Origin of the sequence: Mesorhizobium sp. M0052, assembly GCF_040323255.1 — a bacterium.
In the GTDB taxonomy this organism is placed as follows: domain Bacteria; phylum Pseudomonadota; class Alphaproteobacteria; order Rhizobiales; family Rhizobiaceae; genus Mesorhizobium.
In genome coordinates, this window is record NZ_JAMYUS010000002.1 from 183438 (window position 1) to 200379 (window position 16942).

A 16942-nucleotide genomic window follows, 5' to 3' on the forward strand; every position below is an offset into this window, starting at 1 on the left:
CAATCGTGCAATCCCGGCTTGGACCATGCCGGGGTGGCGATTTTCCCCTGAACCGAGTAATGGCACGCCATGACAGCGCCTGCGGCATGCGGGCGATAATGGCGCCAAGGCTCGACCGCCGCCCTATGATGGCGAGCGGATCTGAAAGGGATGAAAATGACGATAGCGAAGGAAACGGCCGAACTTCTGGCGAAACTGGGTGTGGCCAAGGACGCGCTGACCGGCGGCGACCTCGTCGTGCGCAGTCCGGTGACGGGTGAACAGATCGCGGCGCTGAAGACGATTTCGCCGGCCGATGCGGCCAAGACCATCGATGCCGCGCACACGGCGTTCCAGGTTTGGCGGATGGTGCCGGGTCCCCGGCGCGGCGAACTGGTGCGGCTGCTCGGCGAGGAGTTGCGCGCGCACAAAACCGAGCTTGGCCGGCTGGTGTCGGTCGAGGTCGGCAAGATCCCGTCGGAAGGCCTCGGCGAAGTCCAGGAAATGATCGACATCTGCGATTTCGCCGTCGGCCTTTCCCGCCAGCTCTACGGTCTGACTATCGCCACCGAGCGTCCGGGACATCGCATGATGGAGACCTGGCATCCGCTCGGCGTCGTCGGCGTCATTTCGGCCTTCAACTTCCCGGTCGCGGTGTGGTCGTGGAACGCGGCGCTGGCGCTGGTCTGCGGCGATGCCGTGGTGTGGAAGCCCTCGGAAAAGACGCCGCTGACGGCGCTCGCCTGCGAGGCGATTTTTGCCGGCGCGGTCAAGCGCTTCGGCGCGGATGCGCCGCAGGGCCTGGCACCGGTGCTGATTGGCGACCGCTCCGTCGGCGAGATCCTGGTCGACCACCCGAAGGTGGCGCTGGTTTCTGCCACCGGCTCGACCCGCATGGGCCGGGATGTCGGCCCGCGGCTGGCCAAGCGCTTTGCGCGCGCCGTGCTCGAGCTCGGCGGCAACAATGCCGGCATCGTCTGCCCGACCGCCGATCTCGACATGGCGCTGCGCGCCATCGCCTTTGGCGCCATGGGCACCGCGGGCCAGCGCTGCACGACGCTGCGGCGCCTGTTCGTGCATGACAGCGTCTATGACGCGCTGCTGCCGCGGCTGAAGAAGGCCTATGAGAGCGTCTCGGTGGGCAATCCGCTGGAGACGTCTTCGCTCGTCGGGCCGCTGATCGACAAGGCGGCCTTCGACGCCATGCAGAAGGCGCTCAAGGAAGCCACCGCTCACGGTGGCAAGCTGACCGGCGGTTCGCGGGTCGAGAATGGCCATCCCGATGCTTATTACGTGCATCCGGCGCTGGTCGAAATGCCGAAGCAGGTGGCTCCCGTCACCGAAGAAACCTTCGCGCCGATCCTCTACGTGATGAAATATTCCGATTTCGATGCCGTGCTCGACGAGCACAATGCGGTCGGCGCCGGACTGTCGTCGTCGATCTTCACCCGCGACCTGCAGGAATCCGAGCGCTTCCTCGGCGTCGATGGTTCGGATTGCGGCATCGCCAACGTCAACATCGGCACGTCGGGCGCCGAGATCGGCGGCGCCTTCGGCGGCGAGAAGGAAACCGGCGGCGGGCGCGAGAGCGGCTCCGATGCCTGGAAGGCCTATATGCGCCGCGCCACCAACACGGTGAACTATTCCAAGGCGCTGCCGCTGGCGCAGGGCGTGTCATTCGACATCGATTGAGATGCTGCGCCCGGCTTTTGACCAGTTGATCCACCCGAACCCGTCGGGCGGATCGCTGCCGCTCGCGCGGATCGTTCCGCTTTCAGGCTTCGCCCCCGCTGTCCAGATGTCCGTATCCCGACGGCGGAAAGGCCACCTCGGCCCTGCGCCCGGACGGGTCCTCGCGGTCGGCACGATCGGCTGCGCAACAGCGTCTGCGCCGAACGTTCAGCCAGCGTGCGGCGACGCCGGTCGGCAGGCTTCGAACGCGGCATCGATGACGGCAAGTTTGGCGGCCTGCACGGTCATGTATTCCTGGTAGAAGCTGTTCGAGACCCACATTACGGAATGCCCGCGCCGGCCCAGCCAGCCGACGCTGCCGAGCTTTTCGGCGTCGCGCAATTTGCGCGCAAGATGGGTGCGCGAGAGTTTTAGCCAACTGGCGAATTCGCCGATCGAAACCACGCTGGTCGGGATCCGGTCGAGGGCGGCATTGTCGGGATCGATGCCGGACATCAGCCAATCCATGACGATGCCGCCATTGTTGAGCCAGATGAACAGCGAAAACGTCTGCTTGGGCTCACGCACAGGGTTGGAGGAGAGCAGGCCTTCCGCCACCAGCGGCTGCAGCCTGGAAATCATGCCGTGCTGCTCGAGAAACGCGGCGAGGCGGTTGCCGCCGTCGAGACCGTCGAGCGTGCGCAGATGCGCAACCACCCAGCCGTCGAATTCCTTCAGCGTCGCTGCCGTCACCTGAAAGGGATGGGCTCGTCCGTCACCGGTGTGCGGCAGGTATTCGATGATGTGATAGTACAGCATCTCCTTGATGAAGGCTTCGGCCGTGTTGCGGCTAGCGACGGAATAGTGAAGCACGGCATCGATGAAGCGGGCCAGTGTGAGTTCCGTGCGGGGATCGCGCGGGTCGCGGGCGAAATGCAGGGCTAGGCCAGTGTGAGCCAGCAACCAGCGCTGTTGCGTGGCGAACACGGCGGCCAGGCGTGGGCTCGTTTCATAGATATGCAGCAACGCCTTCGACTGCGCCTCGACATGACGGTGCAGCGCCGGATGGCCGGCAATATATTCGAAATTCAGCGCCATCCTCCTCGTCCTCCGGCCAGCCCCCCGGCAGCGAAGACGTGCAATCACATTTCCAGCCTTAGCCGCCCGTGTCCAGCCATGCCAACCCGGACAAAAGGCCTAGAGCGAGCCAGGGCTATCGTTCCGGCTATTACGGCCGCAACCGCGAGGTGATGGAGAGCCATCGCGTCCTAGCCACGAAGACCACATCGTGGCAAACTTCTTGTTAACCACATGCTCGGTGAAAATATCGGATTAACCCCAGATGCCACTATCGAGGTTATGTTCCGTACCTTAGCGTTCAATATGAGTTCAAGGGATGTGTGGATTCGGGGGTTATTTCGGGTCAATCCGGGATGCGGAAGCTTTGCTCACGCACATGGTAGCCGCAATTGCCCATCGTGGGCCGGATGAGCAAGGGAAATTCGTAGCACCCGATGCCGGGCTCGGGCATGCGCGGCTGTCGGTGATCGGCATCGGAGATGGCCAGCAACCGATGTCCGACGAGGCCGGCAATTTGACGATTGCGTTCAACGGCGAGATTTTCAACTACATAGAACTGCGCGAAGGGCTGATCGCCAAGGGCCGACACTTTCGGACCTCGAGCGACACAGAGGTCATCCTTCAGCTCTATGAGGAGATGGGCGAAGACTGCTTGTCTCTCCTGAACGGTGATTTCGCCTTGGCGATATGGGACAATCGGCAGCGACGAATGGTGCTTGCACGAGACCGCATGGGTGTCCGGCCGCTGTTCTACACAACTAAGGACGGGGTGCTTTACTTTGCCTCGGAGATCAAAGCCCTGCTGAAGGTCCCGGGCGTCTCCGCTGAAATTGATCCGATTGCGCTGGATCAGATCTTTACGCTGTGGGCGCCGATCGCTCCGCGCACGGCGTTCCGCAATATCCACGAGTTGGAACCGGCAAGTGTGATGATCGCGGCGCAGGGGCAGGTCACGGTCAAACGGTACTGGCACCTGGACTATCCGCATCGTGATGAGCCGTCGAAGATCACGAACGAGGACCACGCGGCAGAGGAATTGCAAGCCCTTCTGACCGATGCGGTGAGGCTTCGCATGCGGGCCGACGTGCCGGTCGGTTCCTATCTTTCCGGAGGGCTCGATTCGTCGCTTGTTTCGGCGCTTGCCGCCGGCATGACTCCTCGGAGACTGGAGACATTTTCCGTAACCTTCGACAGCGCCGAGCATGACGAAAGCGCCTTTCAGACCGAAATGGCCTCGGCGCTCGGCACGCGCCACCACGCCATAGAATGCGGCGCCCGCGATATCGCCAGCGTCTTTCCTGAGGTCATCCGCTTTGCCGAGCGGCCGATCATCCGCACGGCGCCAGCGCCACTCTACAAATTGTCCGCGCTGGTTCGCCAGGCCGGCCTGAAGGTGGTGCTGACGGGTGAAGGCGCCGACGAGGTCTTCGCCGGCTACGACGTCTTCAAGGAGGCGCGTGTCCGCCGGTTCTGCGGGCGGCAGCCCACATCGCGCATAAGGCCGCAGCTGTTCCGCCGGCTTTACCCGTATCTGCCGGGCCTGCAACAGCAATCGGTGGAGTATCTGGCTGCCTTCTTCGGTACCAGCAACGCTGCCCTCGACGATCCGCTGTTCTCGCATCGGCCACGCTTCAAGACCACGGCGGCGGCGAAAATCTTCTTTTCCGGCGACCTGCGCGCGACGTTGAAGGGTTATGACGCAGCTGAAGAGCTGACCAGCCGCCTACCCGAGGCGTTTTCCCTATGGCATCCGCTGCATCAGGCGCAATATCTCGAAACCCGCTTCCTCCTGCCCGGCTACATCCTCTCCAGCCAAGGCGATCGGATGGCCATGGCGCACGGCATCGAAGGGCGGTTTCCTTTCCTGGATCATCGCGTGGTAGAGTTCGCGGCAAGACTTCCGCCGGAGATGAAACTGAAAGGCTTGATGGAGAAGCACATATTGCGCAAGGTGGCCAGGCACCACCTTCCGGCGGCGATCGGTAAACGCACCAAGCAACCTTACCGCGCCCCGGAGGCCCGCTCCTTCGTCGGGGCGGAGGAACTAGACTATGTTCGTGACTGCCTGGGCGAGGCGAGCATTACCGCCGGCGGCCTGTTCAACGCCAAGGCGGTGGCCAAGCTCCACGAGAAATGCCGCATGGAGACCGCGACCGGATTTCGCGACAACGCCGCCTTCGTCGGCATTCTGTCGACGCAGCTGTGGCAGAAGAATTTCGCCGGCCAAGCGGTCGGCGCGGCAAGAGCGGCCTGAGACGGCGAGGAAAAGGAAAGACATGATGACGGCAATCAAGGACAGGGTCAGAAGCTTTATCGTCGACAACTTCCTGTTCGGCGACACCTCCTACAAACTGTCGGATTCAGCCTCGCTGATCGAGAACGACATTATCGACTCGACTGCGGTACTTGAGCTGGTGGCCTTCATCGAGGACAATTTCGGCATCGCGATGGTGGATGCCGACATCGTTCCGGCCAACCTGGACTCGCTTGACCGCATCTCGTCCTTCATCGAGGCGAGAGCACAAACGCTGGCAGCGTAAGCGCCAACGGCGAGGAACGTCCCGTGCGGATCGAGCATTTTCTGGTGGCGAAGGCTGCTGCCCACCCGGCCAAGACGGCATTGGTCACCAAGGGCAAAAGGCTGAGCTACGAAGAACTCGACGACCTTTCGAGCCGGCTGGCCACCGCTCTCTTCATGAATGGGATCAGGCGCGACGACCGCGTTCTGATCTTCATGGACAATTGCTGGGAGGCCGCCGTATCGATCTTTGCCGCACTCAAGGCAGGTGCGACCTTCAGTCCGGTCAACCCCTCCACAAAGGCCGACAAGCTCGGTTACGTCATCGCCGATTGCGACGCCAGGGCGGTCCTGACGCAGGCGAAGCTGATGCCCGTGGTCACCGAAGCCTGCGCATCGCAAGGCAAGCCCGGCATCTTCGTGGCTTCCACCCCTGGGGCCGATGGGCAATGCCCGGCAGGGGCCGCGTCCCTGACTGACTGCCTGACGTTCGATGGCGCGGAGGTAAACCATCGCGGCATCGACGTCGACCTTGCGATGCTGATCTACACGTCAGGTTCGACCGGCCGGCCCAAGGGTGTGATGATGACGCATCGCAATTGCGACGCCGCCGCGGGGTCGATCGCCACCTATCTGCGCAACGCGCCGGACGACATCATCCTGAACGTCCTCCCGCTTGCCTTCGACTATGGCCTCTACCAGTTGCTGATGGCAGTCAGGCTCGGGGCCACGCTGGTGCTCGAGAAGTCCTTCGCCTTCCCGCACGAGATCTTCGAACGCATCCGCAAAGAGGGCGTCACCGGCCTTCCGCTGGTGCCTACCATGGCGGCGATGATCCTGCAGATGCGTGATCTGGCGCCGGGTTTCTTGCCCAGCCTCCGCTATATTTCCAACACCGCGGCCGCCTTGCCGCCAGCCCACATAGAACGCCTGCGCTCGCTGCTGCCCGGCGTCCGGATCTATTCGATGTATGGACTGACCGAATGCAAGCGCTGCACCTATTTGCCACCCGAGGAACTTGACCGCCGGCCAGGGTCGGTCGGCATAGCCATCCCCAACACGGAAGCCTTTGTCGTCGACGACCTTGGACAACGCGTGCCGGCGGGCGTGGCGGGTGAGCTCGTCATCCGCGGTCCGCACGTCATGCAGGGCTATTGGCGCAACCAGGCCGCGACGGAACGAGCGCTCCGGCCGGGGCCTAACCCTTGGGAAAAGGTGCTCTATACGGGCGACCTGTTCCAGACCGACGAGGACGGCTTTCTCTATTTTGTCGGGCGTAAGGACGACATCATCAAGACGCGTGGCGAGAAGGTCGCCCCCAAGGAAGTGGAGGCCGTGCTCCACGCCCATCCAGGTATCGCGGAAGCGGTGGTCGTCGGCGTGCCGGATCCGGTGCTGGGGCATGCGATCGGCGCGCTCGTCGTGCGGTCCGACCCGGCGCTTGGCGGAAAGGACATCATTCGTCACTGCGCGCGCCACCTGGAGGATTTCATGGTCCCCAAAATCATAGAGTTCCGCAGCGAATTGCCGAAGACGGAGTCGGGCAAGGTCAGCCGCCGGCTCGCGGCTGAGATGATGGAGGCCGAGCAATGAACATCGGCTCAACCCAGGATGCGCCGGCCCTCACCCAAGCCCTGGCCATCGATCCCGCCGCGGAAACGGACAGGATCGTGGCGGCCCTGCGCGAGCAGTTGCGCGGCATTCGCAAACGCGGCCTCGTGCTTGGTCTTTCGGGCGGTATAGATTCCAGCGTTTCGGCTGCATTGGCCGCGCGGGCCGTCGGCCACCAGAATGTGCTGTGCGTCCTCATGCCGGAAAGCGATTCCGACCCCGAAAGCCTGCGGCTCGGCCATCTGGTCGCCGACACTTTCGGCGTCGAGGCCGTTGTGGAGGATATCGGGCCGACCCTGCGGGCAATGGGCTGCTATGAACGCCGCGACGCCTTCATCCGCGAATTGGTCCCGGACTATGGCAAGGGCTGGGCCTCGAAGATCGTGATCGCGAACGTGCTCGAAGGCGAGGGCTACAACATCTCGTCGCTGGTGGTGCAGGACCCGCAAGGCAAGCAGACGAAACTGCGGATGCCGGTGGCAGTCTATCTCGGCATCGTTGCCGCCACCAACATGAAGCAGCGCACCCGCAAGCAGCTCGAATATTATCATGCCGACCGGCTGAACTTCGCCGTGCTCGGCACACCGAACCGGCTGGAATACGACCAGGGGTTCTTCGTCAAGAACGGCGACGGCGCCGCCGACGTCAAGCCGATCGCGCATCTCTACAAGACGCAGGTCTATGCGCTAGCCGCCTATCTCGGCATTCCGGAAGAGGTCCGCAACCGGCCGCCGACCACCGACACCTACTCGCTGGCGCAGACGCAGGAAGAATTCTACTTCTCCCTGCCTTACGATCGGATGGATCTGTGTCTCTACGGCCTCAACAACGGCGTGTCCGCCGAGGTGGTAGGGCAAGCGGCGGGATTGGCCGCCTCACAGATCGAACGCGTCTGGGCCGACATCGCCGCCAAGCGAAAGGCGACGCGCTATCTGCACCTGCGCCCGCAGCTCGTTGACGGCGTGGACGAAGTCGGCTCCTGACCTGATGCATTATGCCATTCCGGACGGAAACCGCGCACCCTTTCCTGGAATTGCTCTAGGCGGAACGCTTCAGGTGAAGCGGCCGCCGATCAACTGGCTCCACTGCTCGCCCGCAAGCCCGTTCAGAAAGACCTGCGCGTTCTTCATGACATCCAGAAGCTCGGGATCGCGTGAATGCACGACGGTCGAGGCGACCGGTATGAAGGCTATGCGTCTTACAAGCATGGCCTCCAGAAGCGCGGGCTGGACGCGGCCGCGCAAGCCGGAGACACCGCGCCGGGCGGCATGCTCGACCAGGCAATCGATCACCGGCCCGGCCTGGCCGGGAAGAGCGAGGACCTGCAGCACGCGGCCGATCCCGTCCGGTCGAGCGTAGTAGGCGAAAGCGCCGACATTGGCGCCGTTCGGCGATGCCACCGACACGCAGACAAGCTCTCCGAAATCCGGCTTTTGCGCCGCATCGCCCAGAATATGGTTGAGCTGACCTTCCGCCCACTGCGGACGTAGCGGAAACTGGGCGCAAAGCGGCTCCAGCAGCCCCGCAAAGCTGCCGCTGTCGATCTCGGAGGTCCGAAATGCCCCCCGGCTCGATGCGTTGGCGACGACGCCGGTCCAGCGTCGTTGACTGCCCTTCATTTTGCGAAGGTAGAGCCGGTCGACGATCCGGGCGAGCGGGTTGAACATCCAGGCAAGCTTCATGTGATTGGCAAAAAGGCTGAGCATGAAGGTCGCCGGCCGCATCACGCGAACCCAGTCAAGGCTGTATTGCGGCAGCACAACGCCGCGAAGCCGCGTCCACAATTTCACGGACGTATCATTGGCGGTTTCGCTGAAGGAGATGTCCTGCGGACCATCGAGGAAGGCCTTCAACAGGCGGGCACCGGCCATCGGATCGGTCTCGTGATCCTCGACCATCAGCGAGCTGCAGATGGCAGCGTAGAGCTGCCGGCCGTTGAATTTCATTGGCAGCGCATGAACGCCGACGAACCCGGAAACCTGGCCGGCGTCATTGACATGGACAAGCGAACGGAGCCCGCTGCCCCAGTCGGGTGCGTCCAGATAAAACCGCCTCATGTAATCGACGAGGGAGGCCGGCGCTGGCCCCCGCTTCTTGCGCAGCATGCGTTGAAACATGCCCGCGACGGCCGCAAGGTCGGCCTGATCGAGGGCGCGGACGACGCTCACGCCGGGCTCCCGGTTCCGGGAACCCGGCCACCATGTTTGCGCGCCATGGCGACACGGGGCTGGCCGTCGGCCGTCACGGCAAAGGTTGGGGTTTCGTAGGATTTCGTTCTCGATAAAAGGGTTGCTATCTGCCGATCTTGACCTTCGCCGAACTCAAATAGCAGCCATCCGCCTGGCTTGAGGAAAGCTGCGGCATCCCGGACCAGCCTTTGGAGGATCGAAATACCGTAAGGGCCGCCGTCGAAAGCTTCCCGAGGTTCGTTCTCCAACAGATGCGCGCTTTCGCTATCGAGACGGGATGAGGAAATATAGGGCGGGTTGCACACAACCATGTCGGCAGCGCCGCGGAGGCCGTCACCCTCGATCGCGGCAAATAGGTCGCCTTGCCGGACCTTGATCCTGTCCTGCAGGGCGAGGCGCACAACATTGCGGCGGGCAAGCGAAACCGTGCTGTCGGTCAGGTCCGCCGCCCATGCCCGAGCCCGAGGACATTCGCTGACGATGCCCACGGCAAGATTGCCGCTGCCGCAGCACATGTCGATCAGGATCGTTTCGTGCGCCTGTTCGCCAAGAATGGCCGCGGCCGTCCGGCCAAGCAGTTCCGTTTCGGCTCGCGGCACCAGGACGTCAGGCGCGAGTTCCAGCTCAACCCGCATGAAGCGGTGCAATCGCGGCCAATTGCGATCGTTTGCACGGCCGGCAGGAAGGCTGTGATGCTGCGGCAAGGAAAATCCCTATCCTGAGGATAAAACGCGGGTTCCCTGTTGTTACCAACTCCGGGTAAATTGATGTTAAAGATCATGATTGGATTGGGAGTAACCGGCCTATGTTGGCGGCGTCCTGTCCCATCAATGGCGAATTCCTGTGCCGCCGCAAGCCGATCCATGCGCTAATTCAGAGCAACGCCTCGTACCGGTCTCCGATCTTTTCAATTTCGAAATCCGCCGCCCTGCTTTTCAGGATCGCGGCGGTTGTCGGCTGGTCGAGCATTCCGGCCATCGCCACTGCTAGGGCCGCGGCATCGCCGACCGGCACCAGGGCGCCGAAGCGGCCGTCATCAAGTATTTCGCGCGGGCCGTGCGGCGCGTCCGTGGAGACCACCGGAATCCCCGCTGCCATGGCCTCGACCAGAACATTGCCGAAGCCCTCGCTGGTCGATGATAGGACGAACAAGTCAGCTACGGCGTAGCACGCCGCCGGATCATTGACATAGCCCGCAAACAGAACGTCTGCGCCGATACCGGATTCTTCGGCATAGGCGCGCAGCTCGTCGGCCAGCGGACCCTCGCCGAAGATGACAAGCCGGGCCCGGCGGCCGGCGCGCAGCACAGCGAAGGCCCGCAGCAACGTCCAATGATCCTTAACGGGCACCAGGCGTCCGGCGGTGATGATGATGGGGCCGTCGCCCATCGCCGCGAGCTCTGCCTGCCAGGCGTAGGAGCGTTGCTGGGATGCCGCAGCCGGCGGCAGCGGGTTGTTGATGACCACGACCTTGGATTTCGGGAAGCCTCGGGCCACAAGATCGCCGCCGACACCCTCAGAAACCGCGATGGCCCTGGTGGCGCGGGCCGCAACCAGGGCCGAAAGCCAGACCGCCATTTTCGCGCCAAGGCTGCCGGAAGGCAGTGAGGCGGCGGCGTGGAAACTCGGGAAGAACCGCGCCCTGCTTCGCGCGAGGGAAAGCGCCAGCGCCACGACCAGATTGGCGAATTCCGGGGCGCTGTAGATCGCGTCGGGAGAAAGGCGGCCAAGCAGGCCCGCGCTTCGCACGATGCCTTTCAATGTCGCCCACTTGCCATAACCCTCGCCGCGAATGGGGAGGCCGAAATCGACCAGATGCACGGCAGGCGAAAGCAGGGCGGCATTGGGCCCCTGCGCGTTCCAGGTAAAAAGCGTGACGTTGTGGCCGCGCCATGCCAGCTCGTTCGCCATCAGGACGAATACACGCTCGGCGCCGCCGCCCCTGAGGCTGGCAATGTGAAAGACAATCCGCTTCGCCATTTCAGGCGCGGCTGGCAATGACATCCGGGCGGTTCGGCGGAAGCCGCATGTCGCGCACGATACCCAGGGTAATGGCGAGCAACATGCCGAGGATCATGCCGCCAATGGCCCCCAGGCCGATCATCACGACGGTGCGCGGGGGCCATGAACGGCCCTTTGGCGGCACTGCGGTGGAAATCACCTGCACATTGGTGCTGTCGATCTGTTCGCGCTCGGTTATCTGGCGTGCCCGCGACAGGAAGCTCTCATAGATAGCCGTCTTCGACGCGGCGTCACGTTCAAGCTCACGCAAGGCGACCTCGGAATCGCTATCCGAGAACACGTTGCCCTTCAAGTCATTCATCTTGGCATTGAGGGAGGCCGACGAGGTTTTGGCGGCATCGAGATTGACCTTCGCCAGGCGCAGGGTGCGCGCGTATTCGGCGCTGAGTTGCGCGCTGACCGTGTTGTACTCCGTCTTCAGCCTGACGATCGACGGATGACGGGGGCCAAAGGTCATCGACTGCGAATCGATCTGCTGGCGCAGGCCGTTGGCCGTTGCGCGCAGCGCCACAAGCGCCTCCGACGTGGCGGGACCGGAATTGGTGCCGTTTGCGCCGGCGGCAAGCAGGGCGTCGTAACTTGCCTGCGCGGCGATGACGCGCGATTGCGTCTCCACGATCTGGCCGTTGAGCTGGGTCATGGTTTGCGAGGAAACAAGCTGCCCATTGCTGGTGGCCAGATTGTGGCTGCGCCTATAGGCCTCGACCTTCTCTTCGGCCGCCTGCACATCGCTCTTGAGCTGGCCCAGCCGCCCGTCCAGCGCGGCCGCGGCACGGCTGGCGCCGGAAGCCTCGGCGCTGGCCAGCTCTTCCTGGAAAGTCTTGACGATATCCTGCGAAATCAGGATCGCCTTAGCGGGGGTTTCCGCCGATACCATCAAGGTCGTGACAAACGACTTTTCATCCGCGATGCTGCTAACCCGTTCCGCCAGGTTCTTCAGGGCGGTAAGCTTTGGATCGGGTTTGGCGCCGTCCGTCCCTGTGCGGCTACGGTCCGCGTCGAAGAACTCCGGGTCACTGGCCAGGTCAAGATCGTCTACAACACGTGAAAGCACGCTGCCCGAGGTCAAGATTCGCTCTTTGCTGCGCGCGCTGAGCAACTGTCCATCGACCTGGGCCGATTGCGGGTAAAGATCATTCGGAACAACCTGAAGATTGGCCGGATTGATGAGGATGTCCGTGGTCACGGTGTAGCGCTGCTTGCTCAGCAGAGCGTAGGCACCGCCGACGATCCCGCCGACGATTGCCAGCAGGCATACCAGAGCGAGGCCGGCGCGCAGCCAGACAAACAGACGCCCGAAATCGAGTTCGAGAAAGGTTCCGATCTTGTTGAGCGTCACCGTCGTGACGGGCTCGGATACAGGCGGCGCCAGGGGTGCAGGCGACACAGGGGCCGACGTTACAGGGGCCGACGTTACAGCGGGTGCCGCCGCATGTGCCATGATCGGCGCGGTTTGTTGCGGCTTTGGCCGGCTGGCGCGCCGCGCATTTTCGATCCGTTCATAGGGGCTAATGCCGGCGGCGGCCGCGGTTGGAGGAGGACCGGAAGCGGCGGACATCATGCTAACCCTTTAATATTCAATACGCACAGCCTGCTTTACGGAAACATCGTTAACATTTCATTTTCCAGGCGTGTCAGGCGCGTTCCGGAACAGCGATCTATCCACCTTTGGTCGGTATTCTGCCACGCCCGTCGTAGCCTGGCAAAGCGCGCAGGCGTTTCAAATGGAAGATGCAAGAGGTCGTTGCGAGGGCATCCACAAGGAGCGGGCTTTGGCGTCATGTCGCTGTTGATGCTGGTTGGCCTTGAAGGGGCGTGCCGGTTTGGCGCCCATCCGGCTTTCGATAAGCGAGCAACAAGATGACGAGCAGCATGATATCCGGCGCCTTCGAAGAGAGGGCATTGTTTGACAATGCCGCGAGAATGGACGCGGCCGCTGCGATATGGGCGGCCCGAGGCGTATTGCGCAGGAGCTTGAAAAGGAACCGGAAGAAAGCAAACGCGAAGAGCAAGGCGATCGGCAGGCCAAACAAAAGCGTAAGAACGACCGGCGTGCTTTCGATGAAGGGGAGGTTGAGCTTTTCGTTGACGATCTTCAACAACTCGTTGGGATTCATGCCAAGCAGGATGTCCCTCCATTCAACGAACTTGAATACATCGTAGATCTTGACGCGCGCGTCGTAATTTTGATCAAAGAGCGTGTTGCTGAAGCGGTTCAGCAGCCCCGCCGAAGAGAGTATCGCAATCAGTATGGCGCCACCGGCCAGCGTCAGCATCAGCACCAGGAGTTTGGCCTGGCGTTGATGTCTGGGTGACAAGTCCGGCCAAGGCAGGAACACGAGCAGGAACAGGATCTCGCCGCAAGCGAGCAGCAGGGCGGTGCGCGCGCCCGAAGCGGCCGTGCCGATGAAGAGAATGAAGATGCAAAGCGCGCACACCCAGATACGCCACCGCGTCAATGCAACGAAACCTATGGCGGTGGTGCAAAGCGCGCCCAGCGCCAGCGGATGGGCCGACAGTCCGATCGGCCGAAAGTCCAGCTCAACGAGGGGATAGGGCAGGAATCGATGCTGGGTGACGGCCTCGATCGTTCCGATGATGGCGCTGAGGACAATCATGCCGACGATGACATTGCCAAGCGCCCTGCGCACATGGTCACCCAGGGCAAGCATGATCATCGCCGCGGCACAAGAGACCAGATAGGAATCGATTATGAAGCCGGCCGAGCCGGCACGGCCTATCACAAAGAGATAAGGCACCAGCCACAACAGCAGCAGCGAATATAACAATGTCGCCTTGAACAGCCTGACTTCATCGCCTTCGAGCCGAATTGGCCGGGTTGTGGCGATGACGACAAGCAGCAGAAAGATGGCATAGGTCCCGATATGCAGCTTTTCGGGAAACGACCCCCCCTCCGTCGAATAGGACATCACCATATTCATCAACTGCGGCGAGATGGTCGAGCGGAGCAGGAAAGCGAAGGCCGCGAGGAGAAAGAACAGGAGTGTGAGGGCGTCTTGGCGGCTGGCCTGCGCGGTCACGAACTGTTGCTCTGTGGGGGTGACACTCACGATTATCCGACCAGCGTTGCGGCTTGCGATTGAGATGGCAGGGGACGAACGCACCCCGGGTACATTTTCCTGCACGAACGTAAAGGAATATGGATAACCCGATCTTAACAGTGGCGATGCCGGGCATGGGCCGCCACATGTCAGCTTTGCCGAAAAGCCGGACACCGCTCATTGAAGTCTCACCAAAGTGCGCCGCGTGGGAACGAATGCACGCAATGTACTTGCGCGACATGCATCGGCAGCCGGATTTACGCTATTTCGTGAACTCGGTAACCCACACTTAATTGGCCGGTCGTATTGATGGCGATGCTTTGCACGGCGCCCGACGCGCTGCCTGTGGACGGCACAATGGCATCAGGCGCCGGCAAAGCGCAGGAGATCAAGGTGAAGAAATTCTATTCGATTCAGTATCTTCGCGCCTGCGCCGCCTTGCTGGTTCTGTTCGCACACGCCTTTTCCTATCAGATTGGCGTGGACAATCTGATTATTGTGACGGCGGGCCGCCTGGGCGTCGTTCTGTTCTTTGTCATCAGCGGTTTCATAATGGTCCATATTACGGGAGATGGTCCGTTTTCCGCTGCCACCTTCCTGAAACGCCGAGCAATCCGGATCATCCCCCTTTACTGGCTTTTCACCAGCCTCGCCGCGGTTCTGGCGGCGCTCGCGCCAAGTCTCTTCCAGAAGACCGTCTTTACATGGCCCCACTATCTTCAGTCGCTCCTCTTCATTGTTCACGAAGCGCCTGGACGGGATAGCGCCAGTCCAATTCTTTCACTCGGCTGGACGCTTAATTACGAGGTATTTTTCTATATCGCTTTTGCGGTGTTCGCATTCCTGTCCGTGACCTCGCGCGTATTTGTGCTGACGGTCTTTTTCATTGCGATGTGGATAGCCGGGCTGTGGCTGGCTCCCACCAACCCTGTTATCCAGTTCTATCTCAACCCTTCTCCGGTGGCATTCGTCATCGGTATGTGGATAGGGCGGCGCTATTTGGACGGTGATTTCACTTCCGACATACGCCATGCCTGGATATTCGGCGTAATGACCGCTGCAGGCGTGGTGCTTTCATTCGTCGATGACGGTACGCCGCTCTTGGGTCAGATCAGCTTCGCGGGACAAGCAATGTGGGCGGCGGGCCTGCTTCATCTCAGCCTCAATCTGGAGCCGAAACTCAAGCACTGGAGCCTTCTCGAGCAGTTGGGCGACGCTTCCTACGCGCTTTATCTGTCGCATATCTTCGTGATCGGCGCTGTGGCGTACCTGGCCAGACGCACCGTCGGATACGAGCATCCGACAACGGTATTGTTGGTGTCGGTGGTCAGCATCGTGGCAGCCTGCCTCGTCAGTCTGGTGATTTACGAGATGATCGAGAAGCCGATTCTTCAGACCCTGAACGGCAGAAGGAAGACGAGAAACACACCGCTTCCTCATATTGCCACGGAGAACAAATAAGCAGGTCACGCAACGGGACGCTCACGGCTTTCAGCGCTTCAGTCAGCCCGCGCTGTCCACGACCTCGACATTGCCGGCGCGGTTAAGCGTATGAATGCCCGTGCGTGCCCATGCTGGACCCGCGCCGATCGGCCGGGGCGAGGCGAAGCGGACGTCTGACGCGTCGAGTCGCTCAAGCTGCATCAGCCCCAGACCACCGCCATAGGCCCTCGATCCGTTCTGCACCGGCAGCACCAGGGCATCGTCCTGGCGGATAAAGGCGCCGCCCGGCCGGGTGGCCGAATGATCGACGGCAATGGGATTGAGCGGATGGGCGACCCATGGCCCGCGCAGCGAGGGTGCGCAATAGACCGCCATCGTGTCCGACGCGCTGCCGTAGCCGAACCGCTCCGTTCCAACCAGCCAGAAGCGACCGTCGGATTCGAGCAGCGTCGCGTCGTTGAAATCCCTGTCCGTCATCAGCACCGTGTCGCGGACCCAGCGGTCGGGAAACTGCGCGGCGCGATAGAGCACAAGTTCGCGAGCCGAACCACTTTCGGGGATCATGAAAATCTCGCCATCGTGTGCGAACACCTGCGGATACGACAGGTGGTGCGCTTCCTCCAATACAACCCTTGGAACACCGAAAGTGCCATCGTCACCGAGCTCGGCGACGGAAATCACGCCGCGACTCGTCGCGTAGGGGAATTCCTCGACAAACAGATGATGGCGGCGGTCGGCCTCGAAGACGAACGGGTCGGCATAGAAGCGTTGGCCATCGTCCCGCAGGACTGTGAACGGTTTGCCGTCGAGTTGCCCGGTTTCGGCGATGCCTGGTCCGTCGATCACCCGATAGGCAACCTGCCAATAGAAGGGGCGTCGTCCCCGCCTGATTTTTTGCACGGCGCGATCGATCAAAGCCCTGCCAAAAAAGGGCACATAGTGTCGAACAAAACTGTCGTTCTTCAGGATCGGCACCGGGTTGTCGCTTACCGGCACAAGCTTGCCCGCAAAGAAGCGGGCGACGGTTTGCATGATCAGCGACATGGCACCGGCGAGCAGGTCGTTGCAGCTTCGAGATAGCCAGAGCCTGTCTGCCAGCATCGGTCTAGCCTGGGCTACGACAACGCCATCGAGGCGAGCGCCAAGTTCAGGCAATTGTCCGCTCGCCAACATTGCGGCAACGCCGGCTGGAAAGCTGTTGCGGCCGCAAAATTCGAGCCTCAGGACTGGCGCGCCTTGCCCCGTTGCGCTGGCAGTGAGATCTATGACGAGGTCCGGAGGGCCGCGATCGATGGGCGGCAGCGGCTCGGACCGGCCCGCCAGCGAGGGACCGAAACGCCGGCTCTCAATCGCCAAGACAGTGTCCA

13 protein-coding genes are annotated in these 16942 nt (G+C 62.0%); 6 read left to right on the forward strand and 7 right to left on the reverse strand.

The features are described 5' to 3' along the window. Nucleotides 1-156: 156 nt before the first annotated feature. Nucleotides 157-1671 (forward strand): L-piperidine-6-carboxylate dehydrogenase, encoded by a 1515-nt coding sequence (gene amaB / locus NKJ77_RS03140; RefSeq protein ID WP_023735004.1) that lies wholly within the window; start codon nucleotides 157-159, stop codon nucleotides 1669-1671. A gap of 207 nt (nucleotides 1672-1878) precedes the next feature. Here amaB and NKJ77_RS03145 read toward each other — a convergent pair whose 3' ends face one another. Beyond that, nucleotides 1879-2748: a hypothetical protein gene (locus NKJ77_RS03145; RefSeq protein WP_023814580.1), complete on the reverse strand. Its 870-nt coding sequence runs from the start codon at nucleotides 2746-2748 to the stop codon at nucleotides 1879-1881. A gap of 298 nt (nucleotides 2749-3046) precedes the next feature. On the opposite strand from NKJ77_RS03145, the gene asnB reads away from it, so the two are divergent. Genes asnB through nadE form a run of 4 tightly spaced genes read left to right on the forward strand, consistent with a single transcriptional unit; the run spans nucleotide 3047 to nucleotide 7842 of the window. Continuing rightward, on the forward strand, nucleotides 3047-4984 hold the full coding sequence (gene asnB, locus NKJ77_RS03150) for an asparagine synthase (glutamine-hydrolyzing) (protein ID WP_023831512.1): 1938 nt from the start codon (nucleotides 3047-3049) through the stop codon (nucleotides 4982-4984). Nucleotides 4985-5006: 22 nt separating this feature from the next. Then, nucleotides 5007-5270 carry an acyl carrier protein gene (locus NKJ77_RS03155; protein ID WP_023671787.1) on the forward strand — a complete coding sequence of 88 codons (264 nt, stop codon included), beginning with the start codon at nucleotides 5007-5009 and terminating at the stop codon, nucleotides 5268-5270. A 23-nt stretch (nucleotides 5271-5293) separates the two neighbouring features. Next, nucleotides 5294-6841, forward strand: coding sequence for a class I adenylate-forming enzyme family protein (locus NKJ77_RS03160; RefSeq protein ID WP_023831511.1), 1548 nt, complete (start codon nucleotides 5294-5296; stop codon nucleotides 6839-6841). Beyond that, nucleotides 6838-7842 carry an NAD(+) synthase gene (gene nadE, locus NKJ77_RS03165; protein ID WP_023831510.1) on the forward strand — a complete coding sequence of 335 codons (1005 nt, stop codon included), beginning with the start codon at nucleotides 6838-6840 and terminating at the stop codon, nucleotides 7840-7842. Before NKJ77_RS03160 ends, nadE begins: the two co-directional genes overlap by 4 nt. 69 nt (nucleotides 7843-7911) lie before the next feature. On the opposite strand, the gene NKJ77_RS03170 is transcribed toward nadE, so the two are convergent. From NKJ77_RS03170 to NKJ77_RS03190, 5 genes are all read right to left on the reverse strand, one after another. After that, nucleotides 7912-9027, reverse strand: a complete 1116-nt coding sequence (locus NKJ77_RS03170; protein WP_352534213.1) for a hypothetical protein — start codon at nucleotides 9025-9027, stop codon at nucleotides 7912-7914. Continuing rightward, complete coding sequence (locus tag NKJ77_RS03175; RefSeq protein ID WP_023671791.1) at nucleotides 9024-9752, reverse strand: N5-glutamine methyltransferase family protein; 729 nt, start codon at nucleotides 9750-9752, stop codon at nucleotides 9024-9026. Before NKJ77_RS03175 ends, NKJ77_RS03170 begins: the two co-directional genes overlap by 4 nt. 169 nt (nucleotides 9753-9921) lie before the next feature. Further along, entirely contained in the window at nucleotides 9922-11052 is a 1131-nt protein-coding gene (locus NKJ77_RS03180; protein ID WP_352534215.1) for a glycosyltransferase, read from the reverse strand. Further along, a complete protein-coding gene (locus NKJ77_RS03185; protein ID WP_031195430.1) occupies nucleotides 11030-12628 on the reverse strand; it encodes a Wzz/FepE/Etk N-terminal domain-containing protein in 1599 nt (532 codons plus the stop codon). Before NKJ77_RS03185 ends, NKJ77_RS03180 begins: the two co-directional genes overlap by 23 nt. Nucleotides 12629-12848: 220 nt before the next feature. Next, complete coding sequence (locus NKJ77_RS03190) at nucleotides 12849-14141, reverse strand: VpsF family polysaccharide biosynthesis protein (protein WP_210164489.1); 1293 nt, start codon at nucleotides 14139-14141, stop codon at nucleotides 12849-12851. A 348-nt stretch (nucleotides 14142-14489) separates the two neighbouring features. Between NKJ77_RS03190 and NKJ77_RS03195 the strand changes: the two genes are divergently transcribed. After that, nucleotides 14490-15593 (forward strand): acyltransferase family protein, encoded by a 1104-nt coding sequence (locus tag NKJ77_RS03195; protein ID WP_196815074.1) that lies wholly within the window; start codon nucleotides 14490-14492, stop codon nucleotides 15591-15593. Between the two features lie 42 nt (nucleotides 15594-15635). Here the strand turns inward: NKJ77_RS03195 and NKJ77_RS03200 are convergent, their stop codons facing one another. Further along, nucleotides 15636-16676, reverse strand: coding sequence for a glucosamine inositolphosphorylceramide transferase family protein (locus NKJ77_RS03200; RefSeq protein ID WP_352534218.1), 1041 nt, complete (start codon nucleotides 16674-16676; stop codon nucleotides 15636-15638). Nucleotides 16677-16942 lie beyond the last annotated feature (266 nt).

What these genes read in the sequence shown, in the direction of transcription:
- NKJ77_RS03195 (WP_196815074.1), top strand. Translation starts at nt 14,490, where the DNA reads ATGGCATCAGGCGCCGGCAAAGCGCAGGAGATCAAGGTGAAGAAATTC.
- NKJ77_RS03200 (WP_352534218.1), bottom strand. Translation starts at nt 16,676, where the DNA reads ATGCTGGCAGACAGGCTCTGGCTATCTCGAAGCTGCAACGACCTGCTC.
- nadE (WP_023831510.1), top strand. Translation starts at nt 6,838, where the DNA reads ATGAACATCGGCTCAACCCAGGATGCGCCGGCCCTCACCCAAGCCCTG.
- NKJ77_RS03155 (WP_023671787.1), top strand. Translation starts at nt 5,007, where the DNA reads ATGATGACGGCAATCAAGGACAGGGTCAGAAGCTTTATCGTCGACAAC.
- NKJ77_RS03185 (WP_031195430.1), bottom strand. Translation starts at nt 12,628, where the DNA reads ATGTCCGCCGCTTCCGGTCCTCCTCCAACCGCGGCCGCCGCCGGCATT.
- amaB (WP_023735004.1), top strand. Translation starts at nt 157, where the DNA reads ATGACGATAGCGAAGGAAACGGCCGAACTTCTGGCGAAACTGGGTGTG.
- NKJ77_RS03145 (WP_023814580.1), bottom strand. Translation starts at nt 2,748, where the DNA reads ATGGCGCTGAATTTCGAATATATTGCCGGCCATCCGGCGCTGCACCGT.
- NKJ77_RS03180 (WP_352534215.1), bottom strand. Translation starts at nt 11,052, where the DNA reads ATGTCATTGCCAGCCGCGCCTGAAATGGCGAAGCGGATTGTCTTTCAC.
- asnB (WP_023831512.1), top strand. Translation starts at nt 3,047, where the DNA reads ATGTGTGGATTCGGGGGTTATTTCGGGTCAATCCGGGATGCGGAAGCT.